This is a genomic window from Jatrophihabitans sp. sgz311053 (assembly GCF_056135305.1).
The window spans coordinates 970,048-986,236 of record NZ_JBWAXP010000002.1 but is presented as its reverse complement, the minus strand read 5'-3'; the positions used below and the strand labels follow the sequence as shown (position 1 = coordinate 986,236).

The window sequence follows — 16,189 nt, the reverse complement described above, 5'->3', positions numbered from 1 at the left end:
AGCCGGCTCAGCTCAATGCACTGTGGAAGTACCAGAGGTGACCCTCGAGGTCGCGGGCGCCGTACTCGCGGACGCCGTACGGCTGGTCCACCGGCGCGGTGAGGATGTCGGCGCCGCGATCGCGGGCGGCGGCGTGGTGCGCGTCGGCATCGGTGACGCCGACGACGACCATGCTGCTCACGCCGCCCAGCGAGCGGGGCGAGCGATAGACGTCACCGCTGGGGTGCAGCCAGATCGACTGGTCGCCGGCGAAGAGTTCGCCGTGCACGGCGCGGCCGTCATCGGTGATCTCGAGCGGGCCGGCGGTGAGGCCGAAGGTCTCGGCGAGGTACCGGTGGGCGGCACGAAGATCGTCGTAGACGAGCAGCGTGGTGGTGCTGCGGACGGGTGCGTCGAGCATCGTCATCTCCTCCATGATCGTGAAGAGCTGCTCCGGCGAGGCGTCGCCGGAGCGGGTGATCTCACCGGTGATCGCGCGCAGGTGCGCGCTCAACCTCGTCGCGGCCGCGACCTCGCGGTCGGTCGCCTCGGCGTGACGCGTCACCATCGAGGCGAGGTCCCAGCCGTCGTCGTCCAGCAGCGAGCGGATCTCGGCGAGGCTGAACCGCAGCCGCCGCAGCGCCAGGATGCGGTAAAGCCGGGCGACGTTGTCCTCGTCGTAGAGCCGGTGTCCGCCCGCCGTCTGTCCGGAGGGGCGCAGCAGGCCGGTCTGGTCGTAGTGACGCAGGGTCCGGACGGTGACGCCGGTCAGCTCGGCGAGCTGACCGACCCGCCAGCCGGCGTCGTCGGGGCGTGTGATCTCCACGGGCACGACCGTAGAAGCTGACGCCGCGTCACCTGCAAGCCCGCGCAGCCGGCAGCCGCCATGACGACCTGCCGCCGTGAAAGCAGACGGCGCGACCGGAGCCTCCGAAGAGGCCGGTCGCGCCGTCGGCGACATCACGGATCAGCTCGTCCGCCGTCGCGCAGCGGTCGATCAAGGGCGATGATCAGCCCGCGAGCCGCCCGGCGATCGTGATCACGCGGGAGGCGAGGTGGTCCAGCGCGGCGAACTCGACATCGGTGAGCGGGTCGGAGTTCGTGGCGCCGGTGACGTGCGAGACGCCGTAGGGGTTGCCGTCGGCGAACTTGAGGGCGTCGGTGTAACCGGGCGGGACGATGATCCCGCCGAAGTGGTACAGCGAGTTGTAGAGCGCCAGCAGCGTGGACTCCTGCCCGCCGTGCGCCGTCTGGGTGGCGGTGAAGCCGGCGTAGACCTTGTCGGCCAGCTGCCCCTGGCTCCACTGCGGGCCGAGCGAGTCGATGAAGGCCTTGAGCTGGCTGGCCACGTTGCCGAACCGGGTCGGCGTGCCGAAGAGCACCGCGTCGGCCCAGACGACGTCCTCGGCCGTGGCCTTGGGCTCGTCCTTGGTGGCGTCGACGTGCTTGCGCCACGCGTCGTTGGAGGCCACCGCCTCGTCCGGCGCCTGCTCGGCCACCTGCCGCAGTCGGACCTCGGCACCGGCCCGCTCCCCGGCCTCGGCAAGGCGATCGGCCATGGCGTGGAGGGTCCCGGTCGACGAGTAGTAGACGACTGCCAGCTTGACGCTCATTCGCTCTCCTTCGGTCTGCCCGCGCGGTCGGCCGGGCATTACGTGCGGATCGTGTCTCGTCTCCGAAGTTACATGACACGTCATTGACCCTGCAATACGCTGGGCTGCGTGACCGGGCAACGCTGGCTGAGCGACGACGAGCAGCGCACCTGGCGGCTCTTCCTGGCGATGCAGGCCCAGCTGTCGGCGACGATGAGCCGCGAGCTGCTGCGCGGCCACGGCCTGTCGCTGGCCGACTACGGCGTCCTGGTCAATCTCGGCGACGCCGAGGGGCATCGCCTGCGGCCGGGCGAGCTGGGTCGGATCCTGCAGTGGGAGCAGAGCCGGCTGTCCCACCACCTCGGACGCATGGAGCGGCGCGGCCTGATCGCGCGCGAGCAGTGCCCGGACGACCGCCGCGGCTCGTTCGTCGTCCTCACCGCCGCGGGGCAGGCGAGCCTCGTCGAGGCGGCACCGGCGCACGTCGACACCGTCCGGCGTCTCGTCTTCGAGCGCCTGGACGCCGACGAGCTGGCGGCGCTGGAGCGGATCAGCGCCCGGATCCTCGACGGTCTGGCGCCGCTCGGGACGGAGACCCCGTGACCGAGGACGCCGCCGACCCCGCCCTCGAGGCTGCCGCCGACGAGCTCTACGGGGTGCCGGTCGAGGACTTCGTCGGCCGGCGCGACGAGCTGGCCAAGGCCGCCAAGGCCGAGGGCGACGGCGAGCGCGCGAAGGCCATCACCCGGTTGCGCAAGCCCACCGCCCCGGCCGCCGTCGTCAACCGGTTCGCACTGCAGCACCCGGAGCAGGTCGCCCGGCTCACCGAGCTCGGCGACCGGCTGCGCCGCGCCCATCGGGAGCTGGCGGCGGCCGAGCTGCGCGAGCTCACGACCGAGCGACGCGGCCTGGTCGCCGAGCTCGCCGACGCCGCGCTGCGCCTCGCCGAGCGGGAGGATGCGCCGCCGGCGCTGCGCGACGAGGTGGTGGCGAGCCTGGACGCCGCCGTCGCCGATCCCGACGTCGCCCGGCGGCTGGGACGGCTGCTGCGACCCGAGCACTTCTCGGGATTCGGCGTGGTGCCGGGACCGGAGCTGACCCTCGTCCGGGGCGGGTCGTCCCCGTCCCGGCGCCGCGCGGCCAAGCAGTCCGCCGGGGGCCGGCGGGGCACGGCGGCATCCGGCCCGGACGGCACGACGCGTACCGACGCGACCCCGCCTGCCGCGACACCGGCGACACCGGCGACACCGGCGACACCGGCGACACCGGCGACACCGTCAGCGCCGGAACCGGCGACGCCGTCGCGATCGGCAACATCCCGCCGGCTGGCGCGGGCCCTGGCCAAGGCCCGCGACGCCTTCAGCGACGCCGATGAGCGGCACCGGGCGGCCGAATCCGCCGAACAGCGAGCCCACGAGCAGGTCACCCGGCTCGGTGACGAGCTCGCCGAGCTGCAGCGGGAGCTCGACACCGCCAAGCGGGAGCTGGAGACCGCACGCAAGGCGGCGCGGCGCGCGAAGACGGCGCGCCGCGAGGCCCGCTCGGCGCTGGACCGGGCTGAACGTCAGGCCGACGACACGCCGTGAGCCGTGACGCTCAGCGGGCGATGTCGCGATGCGCCGAGCGGTACGCGCGCGGGCTCAGGCCGAACTCGCGGCGGAAAGCACGGGAGAAGTACTCCGCCGAGGCGAAGCCGCACTCCGAGGCGACCCGCTCGACGTGGCCGGGACCGCTGCGCGTCGCGAGGATCTCGGCTGCCCGCTCCAGCCGGCGGCGCCGGATGCGCGAGGCGGGACTCTCGGTGCCGGTGAAGGCCCGATAGAGCTGCCGCAGCGAGATGGACAGCTGCGCGGCGATGGCTGCCGGCGTCAGCTCCGGGTCCGAGGACTGCTCGAAGATGATGGCGTCGGTGCGTACCCGGATGTTCTCGGCGTGGACCAGGTCCGGGCCGGTGCGTGCCACCGCGGTCCGTAGCAGCAACCCGGCCAGGCCGGCGAGGTAGCGGTCGACACCGACCAGGCTTGCGGTCGACTCGAACTCCTCGCCCCCGGCGGTGAGCAGCCCCGCCGCCGAGTGGAGCAGCTGCCGCTGGAACGGCGAGAGCCGGTAGACGTTGCCGGCCATGGTCTGCAGCGCGGCCGCCTCCATGCCGATCACCGCGTGCGGCACGCTCAGCGTGAAGAGATGCGCATTGCCCGAGAACTGCTCGGTCAGCTCGTCCAGCGGACTGCAGACCCGCATCGACGCCGACGCCGGGGCGGCCGACATCGGGTCGAAGACGCTGCCGTCGACGTCCACCCGCGCGACGATCTGAACGCTCGCGTCGAACGGCGGCGGCACCGCCGTGCGCGCGGGCCGGTAGAGCTCGGTCCCGCTGACGGTCGAGGCGGACCAGATGCAGCGGGTGCCGCGCAGCCGGGCGCCCTTGAAGAAGTACGGCGCGCGGCCGTTGCGCATCGGCGCGATCTGCAGGCCGAGGGGGCCGGTGCGGAGCCGTCCCGTCCAGGTGTCGGGGTTGTCGGCGGAGACGTCCAACCAGGCGATCGCGGCAGCGGGCGCCTCGGTGCGTGGCGGCGTGGTGCGAGTGGCCTCGACCATCCTTCTCCTCCGGCTTGCGCGCCGGACCACCCGTCCCGTCGCTTCTGTGTCAAGCCGCGGTTTCGACTTGAACAACCTGCGTCATGACCGTAGAAGGGCCGCAACCCGGCCGCAACCATCGCGGGACCATGCCGGGACCTTCGGCGACAAGATCGAGTCAGTCGCCCTGGTCGGCCAGCTCGACCTTCTCGCGCCGCCGCTGCAGCGCGTCCTGCGCCCGCATCCTGCCGAGATTGGCCCGGCGCAGCAGGTACTGCTGCCAGTACGCCGCGACGTCCCGGCTGCTCGGCTCGGTGCCGGCTCCCGAGGGCTCGTAACCGTTGGCGGCCAGCGGGCGGGCGGCGACCTTCTCGAAGAGCCCGATCTCCCGAGGGCTCAGGGTGCGCCGCCAGGCCTCGATGCGGGTGGGGTCCAGATCACCGCGGACCCGGTCGTGCCACGTCTTGCGCTCGGGGAGGATGTCGGCCACGGCCTGCTCCCGCTGCATCATCGACTCGTCGAACTCCTCGCCGAGGAAGCGGCAGATCTCGGCGAGGCGCCCCCGTGGATCGGCGAGCAGATCCTCGTAGCGCACGTAGTGGTACGAGTCGGCCGGCAGCCGCCGTCCGAGGCTGCGCAGCTGCTGGTCGGCCAGCGTCCAGGTCGTCATCGAGCCCAGCGAGCTGCGGCCCCACCAGTCCACCTCGTTGAGCGAGGCAACGCAGGCCCGGCCGTCGCGCACCAGGTGGACGATCTGGGCGTCCGGGAAGAGGCGCAGGACGACGTCCATCTCACGCCAGTAGGCGGGCCGCTTCTCCCCCCACCTCACCTTGCCCCGGCTACGGGCGAACTCGCGCCAGATGATGCCGGCCGCCGACCCGAGGGTCGGCGGGCCGGCCACGATCTTCGCGATTGTCGCCTTGCGGCTCAGACCGAGATCCTTGAACTTCGCTCCCTTGCGGGTGATGCGCTGCGCCAGCGCACGCCGGTTCGCCTCGACGCGGAGGTCCCCGAACGACGCCCGCTCGTGATAGACCGGAAGCAGGAACCGGGTCTCCGGCGGGATGGCGATCCGGGGATGCGCGTGCAGCATCGTGCTCAGCAGCGTGGTGCCCGAGCGCGGACAGCCCACGATGAAGATCGGCCGGTTGTCATCCATTGAAGGAACTTTCTATCACCGGACGATGTGCGAGGCGCCCGATCAGCCGCTGACTGCCTCGCCCAGCTTCGCCAACGACGCCTCGAGCTGGTGCTCGGTCACCAGCGGGAAGCCCACCTTCTGCACCAGTGCCTTGTCGACCCGTGACCAGTCGTAGGTGAGGGTGACCTCGGTGCTGTCCGGACCCTGCGGCGTGAGCCGCCACACCCACTCCCAGCCGGGCGGCTCGGTGTCGGCAGGCACGGTCTGCCAGGCCAGCAGCTTGTCCTTGTCGTAGCCGGTGACGGTGTTGTCGGTCTGGTAGTCGCCGCCCATGTGCTCGCCGGTCATGTTCATCCGGAACACCTGGCCGGTGGCCGTGATGCGGTCGCTCTTCTCGTCGCTGCGGACGAAACCGGAGTCGTCCAACCGAGCATGGTTCTGCGGGTCGGAGAGCACGTCGAAGAGTGCCTTGGCCGACGCGTCGAGGGTGCGGGAGACGGTCACTGACGTATCCGTGGTGGTCATGTGGAGTCTCCTACCCATCTCACCGGACGAACGCGTACGTTTGCGCACATGAGCGCAAACGACCGGCTGCTCGACGCCCGTCTCTACCTCTGCGTCGACTCCCGACGCCGGCAGGGCGATTTGGAGCCGTTCCTGGATGCCGTGCTCGGCAACGGGGTGGACATCGTGCAGCTGCGGGAGAAGGGGCTCGAGGCCCGCGACGAGCTGGCGCTGCTGGAGACCGTCACCGCCGTCGCGCGGCGCCACGGCGCTCTCGTCGCCGTCAACGACCGGGCCGACATCGCCCGGGCCGCCGGGGCGGACGTGCTGCACCTGGGCCAGGACGACCTCCCGGTGCCGGTGGCGCGGGAGATCGTGGGTCCCGAGGTGCTCATCGGTCGCTCGACCCACTCCCCCGCGCAGGCCGACGCCGCGCGGGTGGAGGCCGGCGTCGACTACTACTGCTGCGGTCCCACCTGGACCACCCCCACCAAGCCGGGACGTCCCGCCGCCGGACCGGAGCTGATCGAGCACGCCGCCGCCCACGCCGATACCCGGCCCTGGTTCGCAATCGGCGGTATCGAGTCGCTCGCCCGGCTCGACGAGGTCATCGGCCGGGGCGCCCGGCGGGCCGTGGTGGTCCGGGCGTTGACCGAGGCCGACGACCCCGCGGCGGCGGCCCGGGCCTTCCGGGACCGGCTCCGCGACGCCGGCCCGGTGTGAGAAGACGCCGGCCCGGTGTGAGGATCAGCGCCGGCCGCTTCGACGGGACGATCACCGGCCTCGGGACGAGCTCGGGCACCCGGTTCGTGCTCGGCGCCTGGACCGACACCCCCTTCGGCCCGATCACCGACGTCATGGTCGAGACCGCGGCGGGCCACCGGACACTGCTGGCGCCGAGCCGCCGGGTCGGCGACTTCATCGCCGAGACCTACGGCTTCGACGAGGTGCGGGTGGAGCCGGTGACGCTGGTCCGCGGTGGCGCGCTCTGGCGGCTCGACTCCCCCAGCCTGCAATTGCAGGTGCTGATCGGCCGACGCACCCCGATCGGACAGTTGCTGCGGCTAGTGCCCCGGCGCCTGGCCCGGGCCCGCTGGTGGTGCCGGCTGATCGACCCCGTCGCCGCGGCGTTGCGTCCGGGGGTCCACGTCATCGGGACCGCCGGCGGTGGGCGGGAGGAGCGCTACTGCGGCCTGGACGAGCACCGCGTGCTCGCCGTCCGGGCGGTGTGGGACGGCCGTGACCAGGGTCGGCTCAGCGACATCGACCCGCCGGTCCGGTTCGGGTTCGGCTCGACGCCCCGGCGCCCCTCGCGGGTGCGGGTCACCACCGTCATCCGGGACGGCGCCGAGTAGCCGCGCCGCGTCGGTGGTAGACCCTCCCCATGCCCCTGGAGCTGCTCCGCCCCCGCCGCTGGCGACCGCCGGCCGCCCCGGCCCGTGCCCGCGAGGAGCGCAGCGAGGTCCCGCTGCCCGAGCTGCGGCTGCTGCCGGTGCCGGCACCCGGTCCCGAGGACGTCGTCGTCGACGGCAGCGGCCGGTTGCTGACGGGGCTCTCCGACGGCCGGGTCGTGGCCATCGAGCCCGCGAGCGGGGAGTGGACGGAGCTGACGAACACCGGCGGCCGTCCGCTGGGCCTCGAGGCCTGCCCGGACGGGTCGGTGCTCTGCTGCGACAGCCGTCGCGGCCTGCTGCGCATCGACCCCGACGGCGAGGTGACGGTGCTGGTCGGCTCGGTGGGCGGCGTGCCGCTGAACTTCGCCAGCAACGTCGTCCGCGCCGAGGACGGGACGATCTACTTCAGCGCCTCCTGCCGGCGCCACGACCTCGAGCACTACACCGGCGACCTGCTTGAGCACTCCGGCACCGGCCGGCTCTTCCGGCTGCCGCCCGGCGCCGGCGAGGACGGGGTCGAGACGCTGCTGGACGGCCTCGACTTCGCCAATGGCGTCGTCCTCGCACCGGACGGTCGCAGCATCGTCGTCGCGCAGACCGCCGGCTACTGCGTGACCCGGTACTGGCTCACCGGCCCGACCGCCGGCACCAGCGAGCCACTGCTGGACAACCTGCCCGGCTTCCCGGACAACATGGCACTCGGCAGCGACGGGCTGCTGTGGATCTCACTGCCGAGCGCGCGCAACCCCATCCTGGACCGGCTGCTGCCGCTGCCGGGCGTGCTGCGCCAGCTGTCCTGGGTGCTGCCTGAGCGGCTGCGCCCCACCCCGCCGGCAACGGTGTGGGCCGTCGCGGTCGACTGGGACGGCGAGATCGTCCACGACCGGCAGGGTTGGCACGCTGACTTCTCGATGGTCACCTCGGCCGTCGAGCACGACGGGACGGTCTACCTCGGCAGCCTGCATGCCGGCGCCGTGGCCGCCTTCGAGCTGTAGGACCTCAGTCCGACTGGTGCTTGGCCAGCGCCGCCACGACCCGCTCGTCGGCGGCCCGCTGGCGCTCGAGAGCGGCCTGCAACTCCTCCCGCTCCAGTCGCTGCGTCTGCGACAGCGCCTCGTCGATGCGGGCGGCTGCCTGATCCGTGACCTGCTCGGGCTGCTCGGGCTGCTCGTGCTGCATGAGTCGCACGATAGGGGGCGCAGGTTAACGACGGCACGAATCCGCGGGCGAGGGTCGCGTGCGCCACGACGACGTGGCATTAGATACCCCTGGGGGGTATGTTGGAGGTATGCACGAGCACGCCGCCGCTCCCGGCTACACCGAGCGCAAGGAGGCCCTCGGCCGTCGACTGCGCCGGATCGAGGGGCAGGTCAAGGGCATCGAACGGATGATCGCCGAGGACAAGTACTGCATCGACGTCCTCACCCAGGTCTCCGCCGTCACCAAGGCCCTGCAAGCGGTGGCGCTCGGCCTCTTGGACGACCACCTGTCCCACTGCGTCGTCGACGCCGCCCGTGCCGGCGGTCCCGAGGCCGAGGTCAAGCTCCGCGAGGCCTCGGAGGCCATCGCCCGCCTCGTCCGCGCCTGAGAACCCCACCGTCGAGAGGAACACCATGCCCACCATCGCCCACTACACCGTCACCGGAATGACCTGCGAGCACTGTGTCGCCTCGGTCACCGAGGAGATCGGCGAGCTCGACGGCGTCTCGTCGGTCGAGGTCGACCTCGGCACCGGTGCCGTCACCGTCACCAGCGAGCAGCCGCTCCCCGAATCCGTCGTCGCCCGCGCCGTGGACGAGGCGGGCTACCAGCTGTCGTGACCACCGACACCAGCAGCGTCGAGCTGGCGCTCACCGGGATGACCTGCGCCTCCTGCGCCAACCGCATCGAACGCAAGCTGAACAAGCTTCCCGGTGTCACCGCCACGGTCAACTACGCCACCGAGAAGGCCCGCGTCGAGCATCCGGCCGACATGGACCCCGGCGAGCTGGTGGCCACCGTCGAGGCCGCGGGCTACGGAGCCTCGGTGCCCCGCGCCCCGGCCGCCGATATCGGTGATCCGCACGCCGGTGACCCGCACGCCGACGACCCGGCGGCGGCGCTGCGGCAACGGCTGCTGGTCTGCCTGACGCTGAGCGTGCCGGTCGTGCTGTTGGGCATGGTCCCGGCGCTGCAGTTCATGCACTGGCAGTGGCTCTCGCTGACGCTCGCCGCCCCCGTCGCCGTCTGGGGCGCGCTGCCGTTCCACCGCGCGGCCTGGACGAACCTGCGCCACGGCGCGGCCACCATGGACACGCTGGTGTCGCTCGGCGTCCTCGCCGCCTTCGGCTGGTCGCTCTATGCCCTGTTCCTCGGCACCGCTGGCGAGCCGGGCATGGCCCACCCGTTCGCCTTCACCGTCGAACGGACCGCGGGCAGCGACGCGATCTATCTCGAGGCCGCCGCCGGGGTCACCACCTTCATCCTCGCCGGCCGCTTCTTCGAGGCGCGAGCCAAGCGCCGGGCGGGGGCGGCGCTGCGCAGCCTGCTGGATCTCGGCGCCCGCGATGCCGCCGTGCTCCGCTCCGGCCGCGAGGTCCGGGTGCCGGTGGCCGAGCTCGCCGTCGGCGAGCACTTCGTGGTCCGTCCCGGCGAGAAGATCGCCACCGACGGCGAGGTGGTCGACGGCTCGTCCGCGGTCGACGCCTCGCTGCTCACCGGGGAGTCGGTCCCCGTCGAGGTCGGTCCCGGCGACAGCGTCACCGGTGCCACCGTCAACGCCGGGGGCCGACTGGTCGTCCGCGCCAGCCGGGTCGGCAAGGACACCCAGCTCGCCCAGCTGGCACGGCTGGTGGAGGAGGCGCAGAACGGCAAGGCCGACGTGCAGCGGCTGGCCGACCGGATCTCCGCTGTCTTCGTGCCGGTGGTGATCGCGCTGGCCGTCCTCACCCTCGCCGGCTGGCTCGTCACCGGTGGCGGCGCCACCGCCGCGTTCACCGCCGCCGTCGCCGTCCTGATCATCGCCTGCCCCTGCGCCCTCGGCCTGGCGACGCCCACTGCGCTGATGGTGGGCACCGGCCGCGGCGCGCAGCTGGGCATCGTCATCAAGGGACCCGAGGTCCTGGAGCAGACCCGGACCGTCGACACCGTCGTCCTCGACAAGACCGGGACGGTCACCACCGGCCGGATGGCGCTCACCGGAGTCGTCCCCGCCGGCGGCGTCGACCGGGACGAGGTACTGCGGCTGGCCGGCGCCCTCGAGGCGGCCTCCGAGCACCCCCTCGCGGTGGCGATCGCCGACGCCGCACGCGGCGCCGGCGAGCTGCCGGAGGTCACCGGTTTCACCGCCGTCGCCGGCCTGGGGGCCAGGGGCCGGGTGACCGGTCGCGACGTGGTCGTGGGCCGGCCGTCGCTGGTGAGCGAGACGCCGCTGCCCTCGGAGCTCGCCGCGGCGATGCGGGACGCCGCCGAGGCGGGACGCACGGCTGTCGTCGTCGGCTGGGACGGTCTCGCCCGGGGCGTGCTCGTCGTCGCCGACGAGGTGAAGCCGACCTCGAACGAAGCCGTCCGGCAGCTGCGCTCGCTGGGGCTGCGGCCGATGCTGCTCACCGGCGACAACGCCGCGGTGGCGGCGACGGTGGCGGCCGAGGTGGGTATCGAGCCGGCCGACGTCATCGCCGAGGTCCTGCCGCAGGGCAAGCTCGACGAGGTCCGCCGGCTGCAGCGGGAAGGGCGCGTCGTCGCCATGGTGGGCGACGGTGTCAACGACGCCGCCGCGCTCGCGCAGGCCGACCTCGGCATCGCGATGGGGACGGGCACCGATGTCGCCATCGAGGCCGCGGACCTCACCCTGATGCGGGGCGACCTACGGGTGGCCGCCGACGCCGTCCGGCTCTCCCGGCGCACGCTGGCGACGATCAAGGGCAACCTGGGCTGGGCCTTCGGCTACAACGTGGCCGCGATCCCGCTCGCCGCCGCCGGCCTGCTGAACCCGATGATCGCCGGAGCGGCGATGGCGGCGTCCTCGCTCTTCGTGGTCGGCAACAGCCTGCGGCTGCGCCGGTTCCGCTGATCCTGCGGTAGCACCGCCCGGTAGCCGGGTACCGGCTGAGGATCGGCGATCCTGCCCGGCTACATCAACTTGCGGCATCCCGGCCGACCGACTGCCGCCTCGGCGCACCGAAGCGGGGCTATCTGCCGCAATCGCGACTCACCCACAAGGTGGGGGGCTCAGCTGCGAGCTTGACCACTTCTGGCGCCACGTTCGGTCCGGGGCTCAACTTCGCCGGCCGCGTGCCGACCGTTCGACAGACATGACCTGGCCGCTCGTCGGCCGGCCCGCCGGTCGTCGGGCGGCCCCACTCGGGGGATGGGGACGGCACGGCCACGGGGCGGTCCGGTCCCACCGACCGGACCGCCCCACCTGCTTCGTACCGGTATGTCCGGGGCCCTATTGGGTCGTGTCCAATTAATGTTTGGACGGGGGTCTGCCGGCGGTAGACATCCGGGGACCGGTTGCCGGTCAGATCCCCGGTGGCCGCCGGGCGGACCTCGCTCGGGGGGCGAGGATCGGACAACGGCCGAGGGCGGCCCGGCGGAGACGCCGGGCCGCCCTTACGTCCTGCCTGCCCGGGCGCGTCACCACACTCGCGGCCGCGCCTCGGACCGCCTCGTGACCACGTCGCGCCCCGGACGACGAAAGCCCCCGTCGCACGCGACGGAGGCCTCGGAACAGTGGCTCTCCCGACTGGACTCGAACCAGTAACCGTCCGATTAACAGTCGGATGCTCTGCCAATTGAGCTACGGGAGATCGTTCGGCTGCCACGATAGCCCACGACCGGAGGTGCGCGCCGCCGGGATACCCCTCGCGCGTCGGCACGTCGTCCCGATGCCGGGTTAGGGTTGCTACGGACCTTGCAGACGAACGGAAGTCGAGCAGTGAAGCTGTCGAACCTCGCCTACGCCGCGATCGGCTACACCCTGGGCGCGCGCGCCGGGCGGGAGCGCTACGACGCGATCGTCCGGGTGGCGCGCCGGGTCACCGGCAGCCAGACCGTGCAGGCGACGGCCGGGGTCGTGCAGGCGAACCTCGACGCACGCATCCGCCGGGCCCGCGGTGCCGTGACCGCCCGGCTGTCGGGTCCGCCCGCCGCGCCGACCGGCGCGGCCAATCGCAGCAAGCAGCCGCCGACGTTGCCGGTCAACGACCACCCGCGCTGAGCCGCTCCAACCGCGCGGCGATCGCCGAGCGGACCGTCACCGTGTCGGGCGTGCCGGGCTCCAGCCGAGCCCACCAGGTGACGCCGTCGTGGCCGGGCACGCGGCGTCCCACGAAGCGCACCGCTCCCCCGGTCACCGTCGCCAGCTCCGAGCGGACGATGTTCTGCTCCACCCGCTTGCGCACCGTCGGCGGCAGGTCGCGAGCCACGGTGATCCTGGCGTGGACCGCCGGCTTGTCGACGATGAGGCGATCCTCGCCGACCTGGGCCTCGGTCACCGACAGCACGTCGGCCTGCCACACCACCTTGTCGACGTACTGCCACGCGATGCGCCGCAGCCCGTCCCGGTCGGGCCACCAGAGCCCGAGCGTGCTGGCCGCCACGACCTGATCGGTGGAGGTGTCGGCCCACGACACCACCCGCTCGCCCGGCTCGAGCAGCTCCGTCAGCGCGGCCGGTGGCTTGTCACGCCGGCCGAACAGCGGCATCAGGCGTCCCCGATCGCACGTTCGCGCTGACCCCGGCGGTAGCTCTCCAGCGCGATCAGCTCGCCGAAGAGGCGGGCGTGCTCGTCGGGCTCGTCTTGGGGGTTCATGCGTTGCAACCGTCCCTTGATCGCGGCGATCTGACGCCCGGCGACGATCTCGTGCATCCGTGCCAGCACGGCACCGGCGTAGCGCTCCCGGGCCTCGACCCCGGCCCGCAGCGGCTCCACGGCCAGCGCGTTGACGCCGTTGCGGATGCGCTCGTCGGCGATGTGCCCGCTGATCGCCTCTGTCCACGCCGGCCCGCCGGTGCCCTTGGCCGCGCCGCCGGCGGCGACGATCGCGCTGCAGACGGCGCGGTAGCGCTCGACGAGGAAGGCGTCGGGGGTGAGGGCGTCGAACTCCGGTCCGGCGACGCCGGGGAGCTGGATCGCGACCTTGAGCACCTCGCGCTCGACGGCAGCGATGGCCTCGTCCACCTGCTCGCGCTTCGGCTCGGGAGCGGCCGCCGCCGGGGCCGGCTCGGCGCGGCGCTCGTCGGACTTGATCATGCCGCGGACCCGGCTGACGACCCGCATCGGATCGTCGGTGCCGACGAGTCCGGCCAGCCGTCGGGCGTACTCGTCGCGCAGGCCGTGGTCCTTGATCCGCGCCACGAGCGGGATGCAGCGGTCCAGCGCCGCGGTCCGTCCCTCGGCGGTGTCGAGATCGAAGCGGCCGGTGGTGGCCCGCAGCACGAACTCCACCAGCGGGATGCGTCGGGCGACGAGATCCAGGACGGCGGCGTCCCCGGACTTCAGTCGCAGGTCGCAGGGGTCCAGGCCGGTGGCCTCGATCGCGACGAAGGTCTGCGCCATGAACTTCTGGTCGTCACCGAAGGCACGCTCGGCGGCCTTCATGCCGGCCGAGTCGCCGTCGAAGGTGAAGATCACCTCGCCGGTGAAGGTGTCGGAGTCCATCAGCAGCCGGCGGATGACCGAGACGTGCTCGCTGCCGAAGGCGGTGCCGCAGGTGGCGACGGCAGTGGTGACGCCGGAGAGGTGGCACGCCATCACGTCGGTGTATCCCTCGACGATGACGGCCTGATGCTTGCGCGCGATCTCCTTCTTGGCGAGATCCACGCCGTAGAGCAGCTGACTCTTCTTGTAGATCGGCGTCTCGGGAGTGTTGAGGTACTTGGCCTCGATGCGGTCGTCGTCGAAGAGCCGCCGGGCGCCGAAGCCGACGACGTCGCCGTTGACCTCCCGGATCGGCCAGAGCAGCCGCCGGTGGAAGCGGTCGATGAGGCCGCCGCGACCGCCTTCGCGCGAGAGTCCGGCCAGGGTGAGCTCCTGAGCGGTGAACTTCCGCGCGAGCAGGTGCCGGGTCAGCGCGTCCCAGCCGGACGGCGCGAAGCCGCAGCCGTAGCGGGCCGCGTCGAGGGAGGAGAAGCCGCGCTGGCTGAGGAAGTCGCGGGCAGGCGCGGCTTCGGCGCCGCGCAGCTGCTCGGCGTAGAACTCCATCGCCGCGGCGTGCGCCTCGACCAGGCGCTGCCGCTGTCCGCGGTGATGGCCGGCCCCCGGAGCGCCGCCCTCGTCGTAGCGCAGCTGGACGCCGGCCCGGGCGGCCAGTTTCTCGACGGCCTCGCTGAAGTCGACGTGCTCGATGTCCTGGACGAAGCGGATGACGTCCCCGCCGGCCTGGCAGCCGAAGCAGTGATAGAGCCCGCGGGCCGGGGTGACGTTGAACGACGGCGACTTCTCGTCGTGGAAGGGGCAGAGTCCCTTGAGATTGCCGCCACCGGCATTCCGGAGCTGGATGTGCTCGCCGATGACCTCGTCGATGGGCGACTTCTCGCGGACAAGTGCGATGTCCTCGTCCTTGATGCGCCCTGCCACGCGTCGATTCTAGGCGCGGGGTCCGACCGTCGCCGACGGCTGCCCAGCGGCCCCGTCTCACCTGACGCCGCCGGCCATCGTGATCGACTTGTCCTTTCCGTCACCGGGACGACGGGAAGGACAAGGTGATCACTGCTGAGCGTGGCCGGGTCACCGACGCGGGGACGTCAGGCGCTCGTGCCAGGCCAGCGCGGAGGAGTCGGTGAGCTGGGCGACCTGGTCCACCACGACGCGCAGTCGCTCGGCGTCCGTCTCCGCGGCGAGCCACATCGGCGCCTGGCCCCGGTCCAGGGTTCCCGGCGCTCCGTCGGCGACGGCGGCGACGAGCTCGGTCAGCACCCGGCGTTGCCGAGCCTGCCGCTCCTCGGTGCCGGGTCGCTGCATGACGTAGCGGACGGCCACCGCCTTGAGCAGCGCACACTCGGCGGCGATCCGGTCGGGGACGACCAGGTCGGCGTCGTACCGCGACAGCGCGCCACCGTCGGCTGCCTCACGGGTGGCGCTGACCGCGGCGGCCGAGAGCCGGCCGGTCAGCTCGCTCGTGGCCCGTTTGGCCAGCGCCTGGGCCCGGTAGGACCCGTCGTAGCGCGCCAGGTCACGCAGCGTGGGCAGCGCCAGCAGGTCGTCCAGGACGGGCGCCAGCTCGGCGGCCGGTCGCGTCGAGTAGGACCGGGCCGCGATCCGGCAGACCTCCTCGCGGGCGGACTCGTCGATCTCGGCGACCCGGATCATGCCGGCGTGGATGCCGTCCTCGACGTCGTGCACCGAGTAGGCGACGTCGTCGGCCCAGTCCATGACCTGCGCCTCCAGGCAGCGGCGCTCGTCGTCACGGCCGTGGCGCAGCCAGTCGAAGGCGGGACGGTCGTCGGCGTAGACGCCGAACTTCCCCCCGTCCTCCCGCCGCGGCCACGGGTACTTGCAGGTGGCGTCCAGGGTCGCCCGGGTGAGGTTGAGCCCGCCCGGCCGACCGGACGGGTGCACCACCTTGGCCTCGAGGCGGGTCAGCACCCGCAGCGTCTGCGCGTTGCCCTCGAAGCCGCCGCACTCCGCCGCGACGGCGTCCAGCGCTGCCTCGCCGTTGTGTCCGAACGGGGGGTGGCCGATGTCGTGCGCGAGACCGGCGGCGTCGACGATGTCGGGGTCGCAGCCGAGTGCCGCGGCGATCTCGCGACCGATCTGCGCGACCTCGAGGGAGTGGGTCAGCCGGGTGCGCGGGAAGTCGTCCTCGCCCGGCACCACCACCTGCGTCTTGTCGGCCAGCCGGCGGAAGGCGTAGGAGTGCAGGACGCGGGCCCGGTCCCGGGCGAAGTCACCACGGTCGAGGGCACCCCGCTGTGCTCCGGCCCGCTTGGGCGGCTCGACGATCCACCGTTCCCGATCGACGTCGTCGTAGCTTGCGCGGCCGGGCACGGCGCAGACGTTACCGGCGCGTCGTCCGGCT

The 16,189-nt window shown here is 72.7% G+C and carries 18 protein-coding genes and 1 tRNA gene; 9 read left to right on the top strand and 10 right to left on the bottom strand.

Annotation, left to right across the window (positions count from 1 at the left end; genetic code table 11):
• Positions 1–7 precede the first annotated feature (7 nt).
• Entirely contained in the window at positions 8–805 is a 798-nt protein-coding gene (locus AC0NZQ_RS13585; RefSeq protein WP_474530384.1) for a VOC family protein, read from the bottom strand.
• Between the two features lie 184 nt (positions 806–989).
• A complete protein-coding gene (gene wrbA, locus AC0NZQ_RS13580) occupies positions 990–1,592 on the bottom strand; it encodes an NAD(P)H:quinone oxidoreductase (RefSeq protein ID WP_474530382.1) in 603 nt (200 codons plus the stop codon).
• 108 nt (positions 1,593–1,700) lie between these two features.
• On the opposite strand from wrbA, the gene AC0NZQ_RS13575 reads away from it, so the two are divergent.
• Both AC0NZQ_RS13575 and AC0NZQ_RS13570 read left to right on the top strand, forming a co-directional pair.
• Entirely contained in the window at positions 1,701–2,174 is a 474-nt protein-coding gene (locus AC0NZQ_RS13575; RefSeq protein ID WP_474530381.1) for a MarR family winged helix-turn-helix transcriptional regulator, read from the top strand.
• A complete protein-coding gene (locus AC0NZQ_RS13570) occupies positions 2,171–3,157 on the top strand; it encodes a hypothetical protein (RefSeq protein WP_474530380.1) in 987 nt (328 codons plus the stop codon). The genes AC0NZQ_RS13575 and AC0NZQ_RS13570 overlap by 4 nt, the downstream gene beginning before the upstream one ends.
• A 10-nt stretch (positions 3,158–3,167) precedes the next feature.
• On the opposite strand, the gene AC0NZQ_RS13565 is transcribed toward AC0NZQ_RS13570, so the two are convergent.
• The 3 genes from AC0NZQ_RS13565 to AC0NZQ_RS13555 all read right to left on the bottom strand — a co-directional run bounded on the left by AC0NZQ_RS13565 (position 3,168) and on the right by AC0NZQ_RS13555 (position 5,814).
• On the bottom strand, positions 3,168–4,169 hold the full coding sequence (locus AC0NZQ_RS13565; RefSeq protein ID WP_474530379.1) for a helix-turn-helix domain-containing protein: 1,002 nt from the start codon (positions 4,167–4,169) through the stop codon (positions 3,168–3,170).
• 157 nt (positions 4,170–4,326) lie between these two features.
• Positions 4,327–5,307 (bottom strand): sulfotransferase family protein, encoded by a 981-nt coding sequence (locus AC0NZQ_RS13560; RefSeq protein ID WP_474530378.1) that lies wholly within the window; start codon positions 5,305–5,307, stop codon positions 4,327–4,329.
• Between the two features lie 42 nt (positions 5,308–5,349).
• Positions 5,350–5,814, bottom strand: a complete 465-nt coding sequence (locus AC0NZQ_RS13555) for an SRPBCC family protein (protein ID WP_474530377.1) — start codon at positions 5,812–5,814, stop codon at positions 5,350–5,352.
• Positions 5,815–5,862: 48 nt separating this feature from the next.
• Between AC0NZQ_RS13555 and thiE the strand changes: the two genes are divergently transcribed.
• Genes thiE through AC0NZQ_RS13540 form a run of 3 tightly spaced genes read left to right on the top strand, consistent with a single transcriptional unit; the run spans position 5,863 to position 8,182 of the window.
• Positions 5,863–6,516 carry a thiamine phosphate synthase gene (gene thiE, locus AC0NZQ_RS13550; protein WP_474530376.1) on the top strand — a complete coding sequence of 218 codons (654 nt, stop codon included), beginning with the start codon at positions 5,863–5,865 and terminating at the stop codon, positions 6,514–6,516.
• 23 nt (positions 6,517–6,539) lie between these two features.
• The gene (locus tag AC0NZQ_RS13545) at positions 6,540–7,148 is read left to right on the top strand and encodes a hypothetical protein (protein ID WP_474531398.1); all 609 of its coding nucleotides are present in this window, start codon (positions 6,540–6,542) and stop codon (positions 7,146–7,148) included.
• Positions 7,149–7,177: 29 nt separating this feature from the next.
• Positions 7,178–8,182, top strand: coding sequence for an SMP-30/gluconolactonase/LRE family protein (locus AC0NZQ_RS13540; protein WP_474530375.1), 1,005 nt, complete (start codon positions 7,178–7,180; stop codon positions 8,180–8,182).
• 4 nt (positions 8,183–8,186) lie between these two features.
• Here the strand turns inward: AC0NZQ_RS13540 and AC0NZQ_RS13535 are convergent, their stop codons facing one another.
• Positions 8,187–8,366 (bottom strand): hypothetical protein, encoded by a 180-nt coding sequence (locus tag AC0NZQ_RS13535; protein ID WP_474530374.1) that lies wholly within the window; start codon positions 8,364–8,366, stop codon positions 8,187–8,189.
• Positions 8,367–8,475: 109 nt separating this feature from the next.
• Between AC0NZQ_RS13535 and AC0NZQ_RS13530 the strand changes: the two genes are divergently transcribed.
• The 3 genes from AC0NZQ_RS13530 to AC0NZQ_RS13520 are packed head-to-tail and all read left to right on the top strand — an operon-like array spanning position 8,476 to position 11,238.
• A complete protein-coding gene (locus AC0NZQ_RS13530; RefSeq protein WP_474530373.1) occupies positions 8,476–8,775 on the top strand; it encodes a metal-sensitive transcriptional regulator in 300 nt (99 codons plus the stop codon).
• Positions 8,776–8,800: 25 nt separating this feature from the next.
• Positions 8,801–9,007: a heavy-metal-associated domain-containing protein gene (locus AC0NZQ_RS13525; RefSeq protein ID WP_474530372.1), complete on the top strand. Its 207-nt coding sequence runs from the start codon at positions 8,801–8,803 to the stop codon at positions 9,005–9,007.
• Between the two features lie 38 nt (positions 9,008–9,045).
• Positions 9,046–11,238: a heavy metal translocating P-type ATPase gene (locus AC0NZQ_RS13520; protein WP_474531397.1), complete on the top strand. Its 2,193-nt coding sequence runs from the start codon at positions 9,046–9,048 to the stop codon at positions 11,236–11,238.
• A gap of 663 nt (positions 11,239–11,901) precedes the next feature.
• On the opposite strand, the gene AC0NZQ_RS13515 is transcribed toward AC0NZQ_RS13520, so the two are convergent.
• Positions 11,902–11,977: transfer RNA gene (locus AC0NZQ_RS13515), tRNA-Asn, on the bottom strand.
• Between the two features lie 128 nt (positions 11,978–12,105).
• On the opposite strand from AC0NZQ_RS13515, the gene AC0NZQ_RS13510 reads away from it, so the two are divergent.
• Positions 12,106–12,387 (top strand): hypothetical protein, encoded by a 282-nt coding sequence (locus AC0NZQ_RS13510; protein ID WP_474530371.1) that lies wholly within the window; start codon positions 12,106–12,108, stop codon positions 12,385–12,387.
• On the opposite strand, the gene AC0NZQ_RS13505 is transcribed toward AC0NZQ_RS13510, so the two are convergent.
• The 3 genes from AC0NZQ_RS13505 to AC0NZQ_RS13495 all read right to left on the bottom strand — a co-directional run bounded on the left by AC0NZQ_RS13505 (position 12,368) and on the right by AC0NZQ_RS13495 (position 16,158).
• A complete protein-coding gene (locus tag AC0NZQ_RS13505) occupies positions 12,368–12,874 on the bottom strand; it encodes a hypothetical protein (protein ID WP_474530370.1) in 507 nt (168 codons plus the stop codon). The two genes, AC0NZQ_RS13510 and AC0NZQ_RS13505, sit on opposite strands and share 20 nt — an antisense overlap.
• On the bottom strand, positions 12,874–14,748 hold the full coding sequence (dnaG, locus tag AC0NZQ_RS13500) for a DNA primase (protein ID WP_474530369.1): 1,875 nt from the start codon (positions 14,746–14,748) through the stop codon (positions 12,874–12,876). Before dnaG ends, AC0NZQ_RS13505 begins: the two co-directional genes overlap by 1 nt.
• Positions 14,749–14,898: 150 nt before the next feature.
• Positions 14,899–16,158 (bottom strand): deoxyguanosinetriphosphate triphosphohydrolase, encoded by a 1,260-nt coding sequence (locus AC0NZQ_RS13495; protein WP_474530368.1) that lies wholly within the window; start codon positions 16,156–16,158, stop codon positions 14,899–14,901.
• Positions 16,159–16,189: the final 31 nt, after the last annotated feature.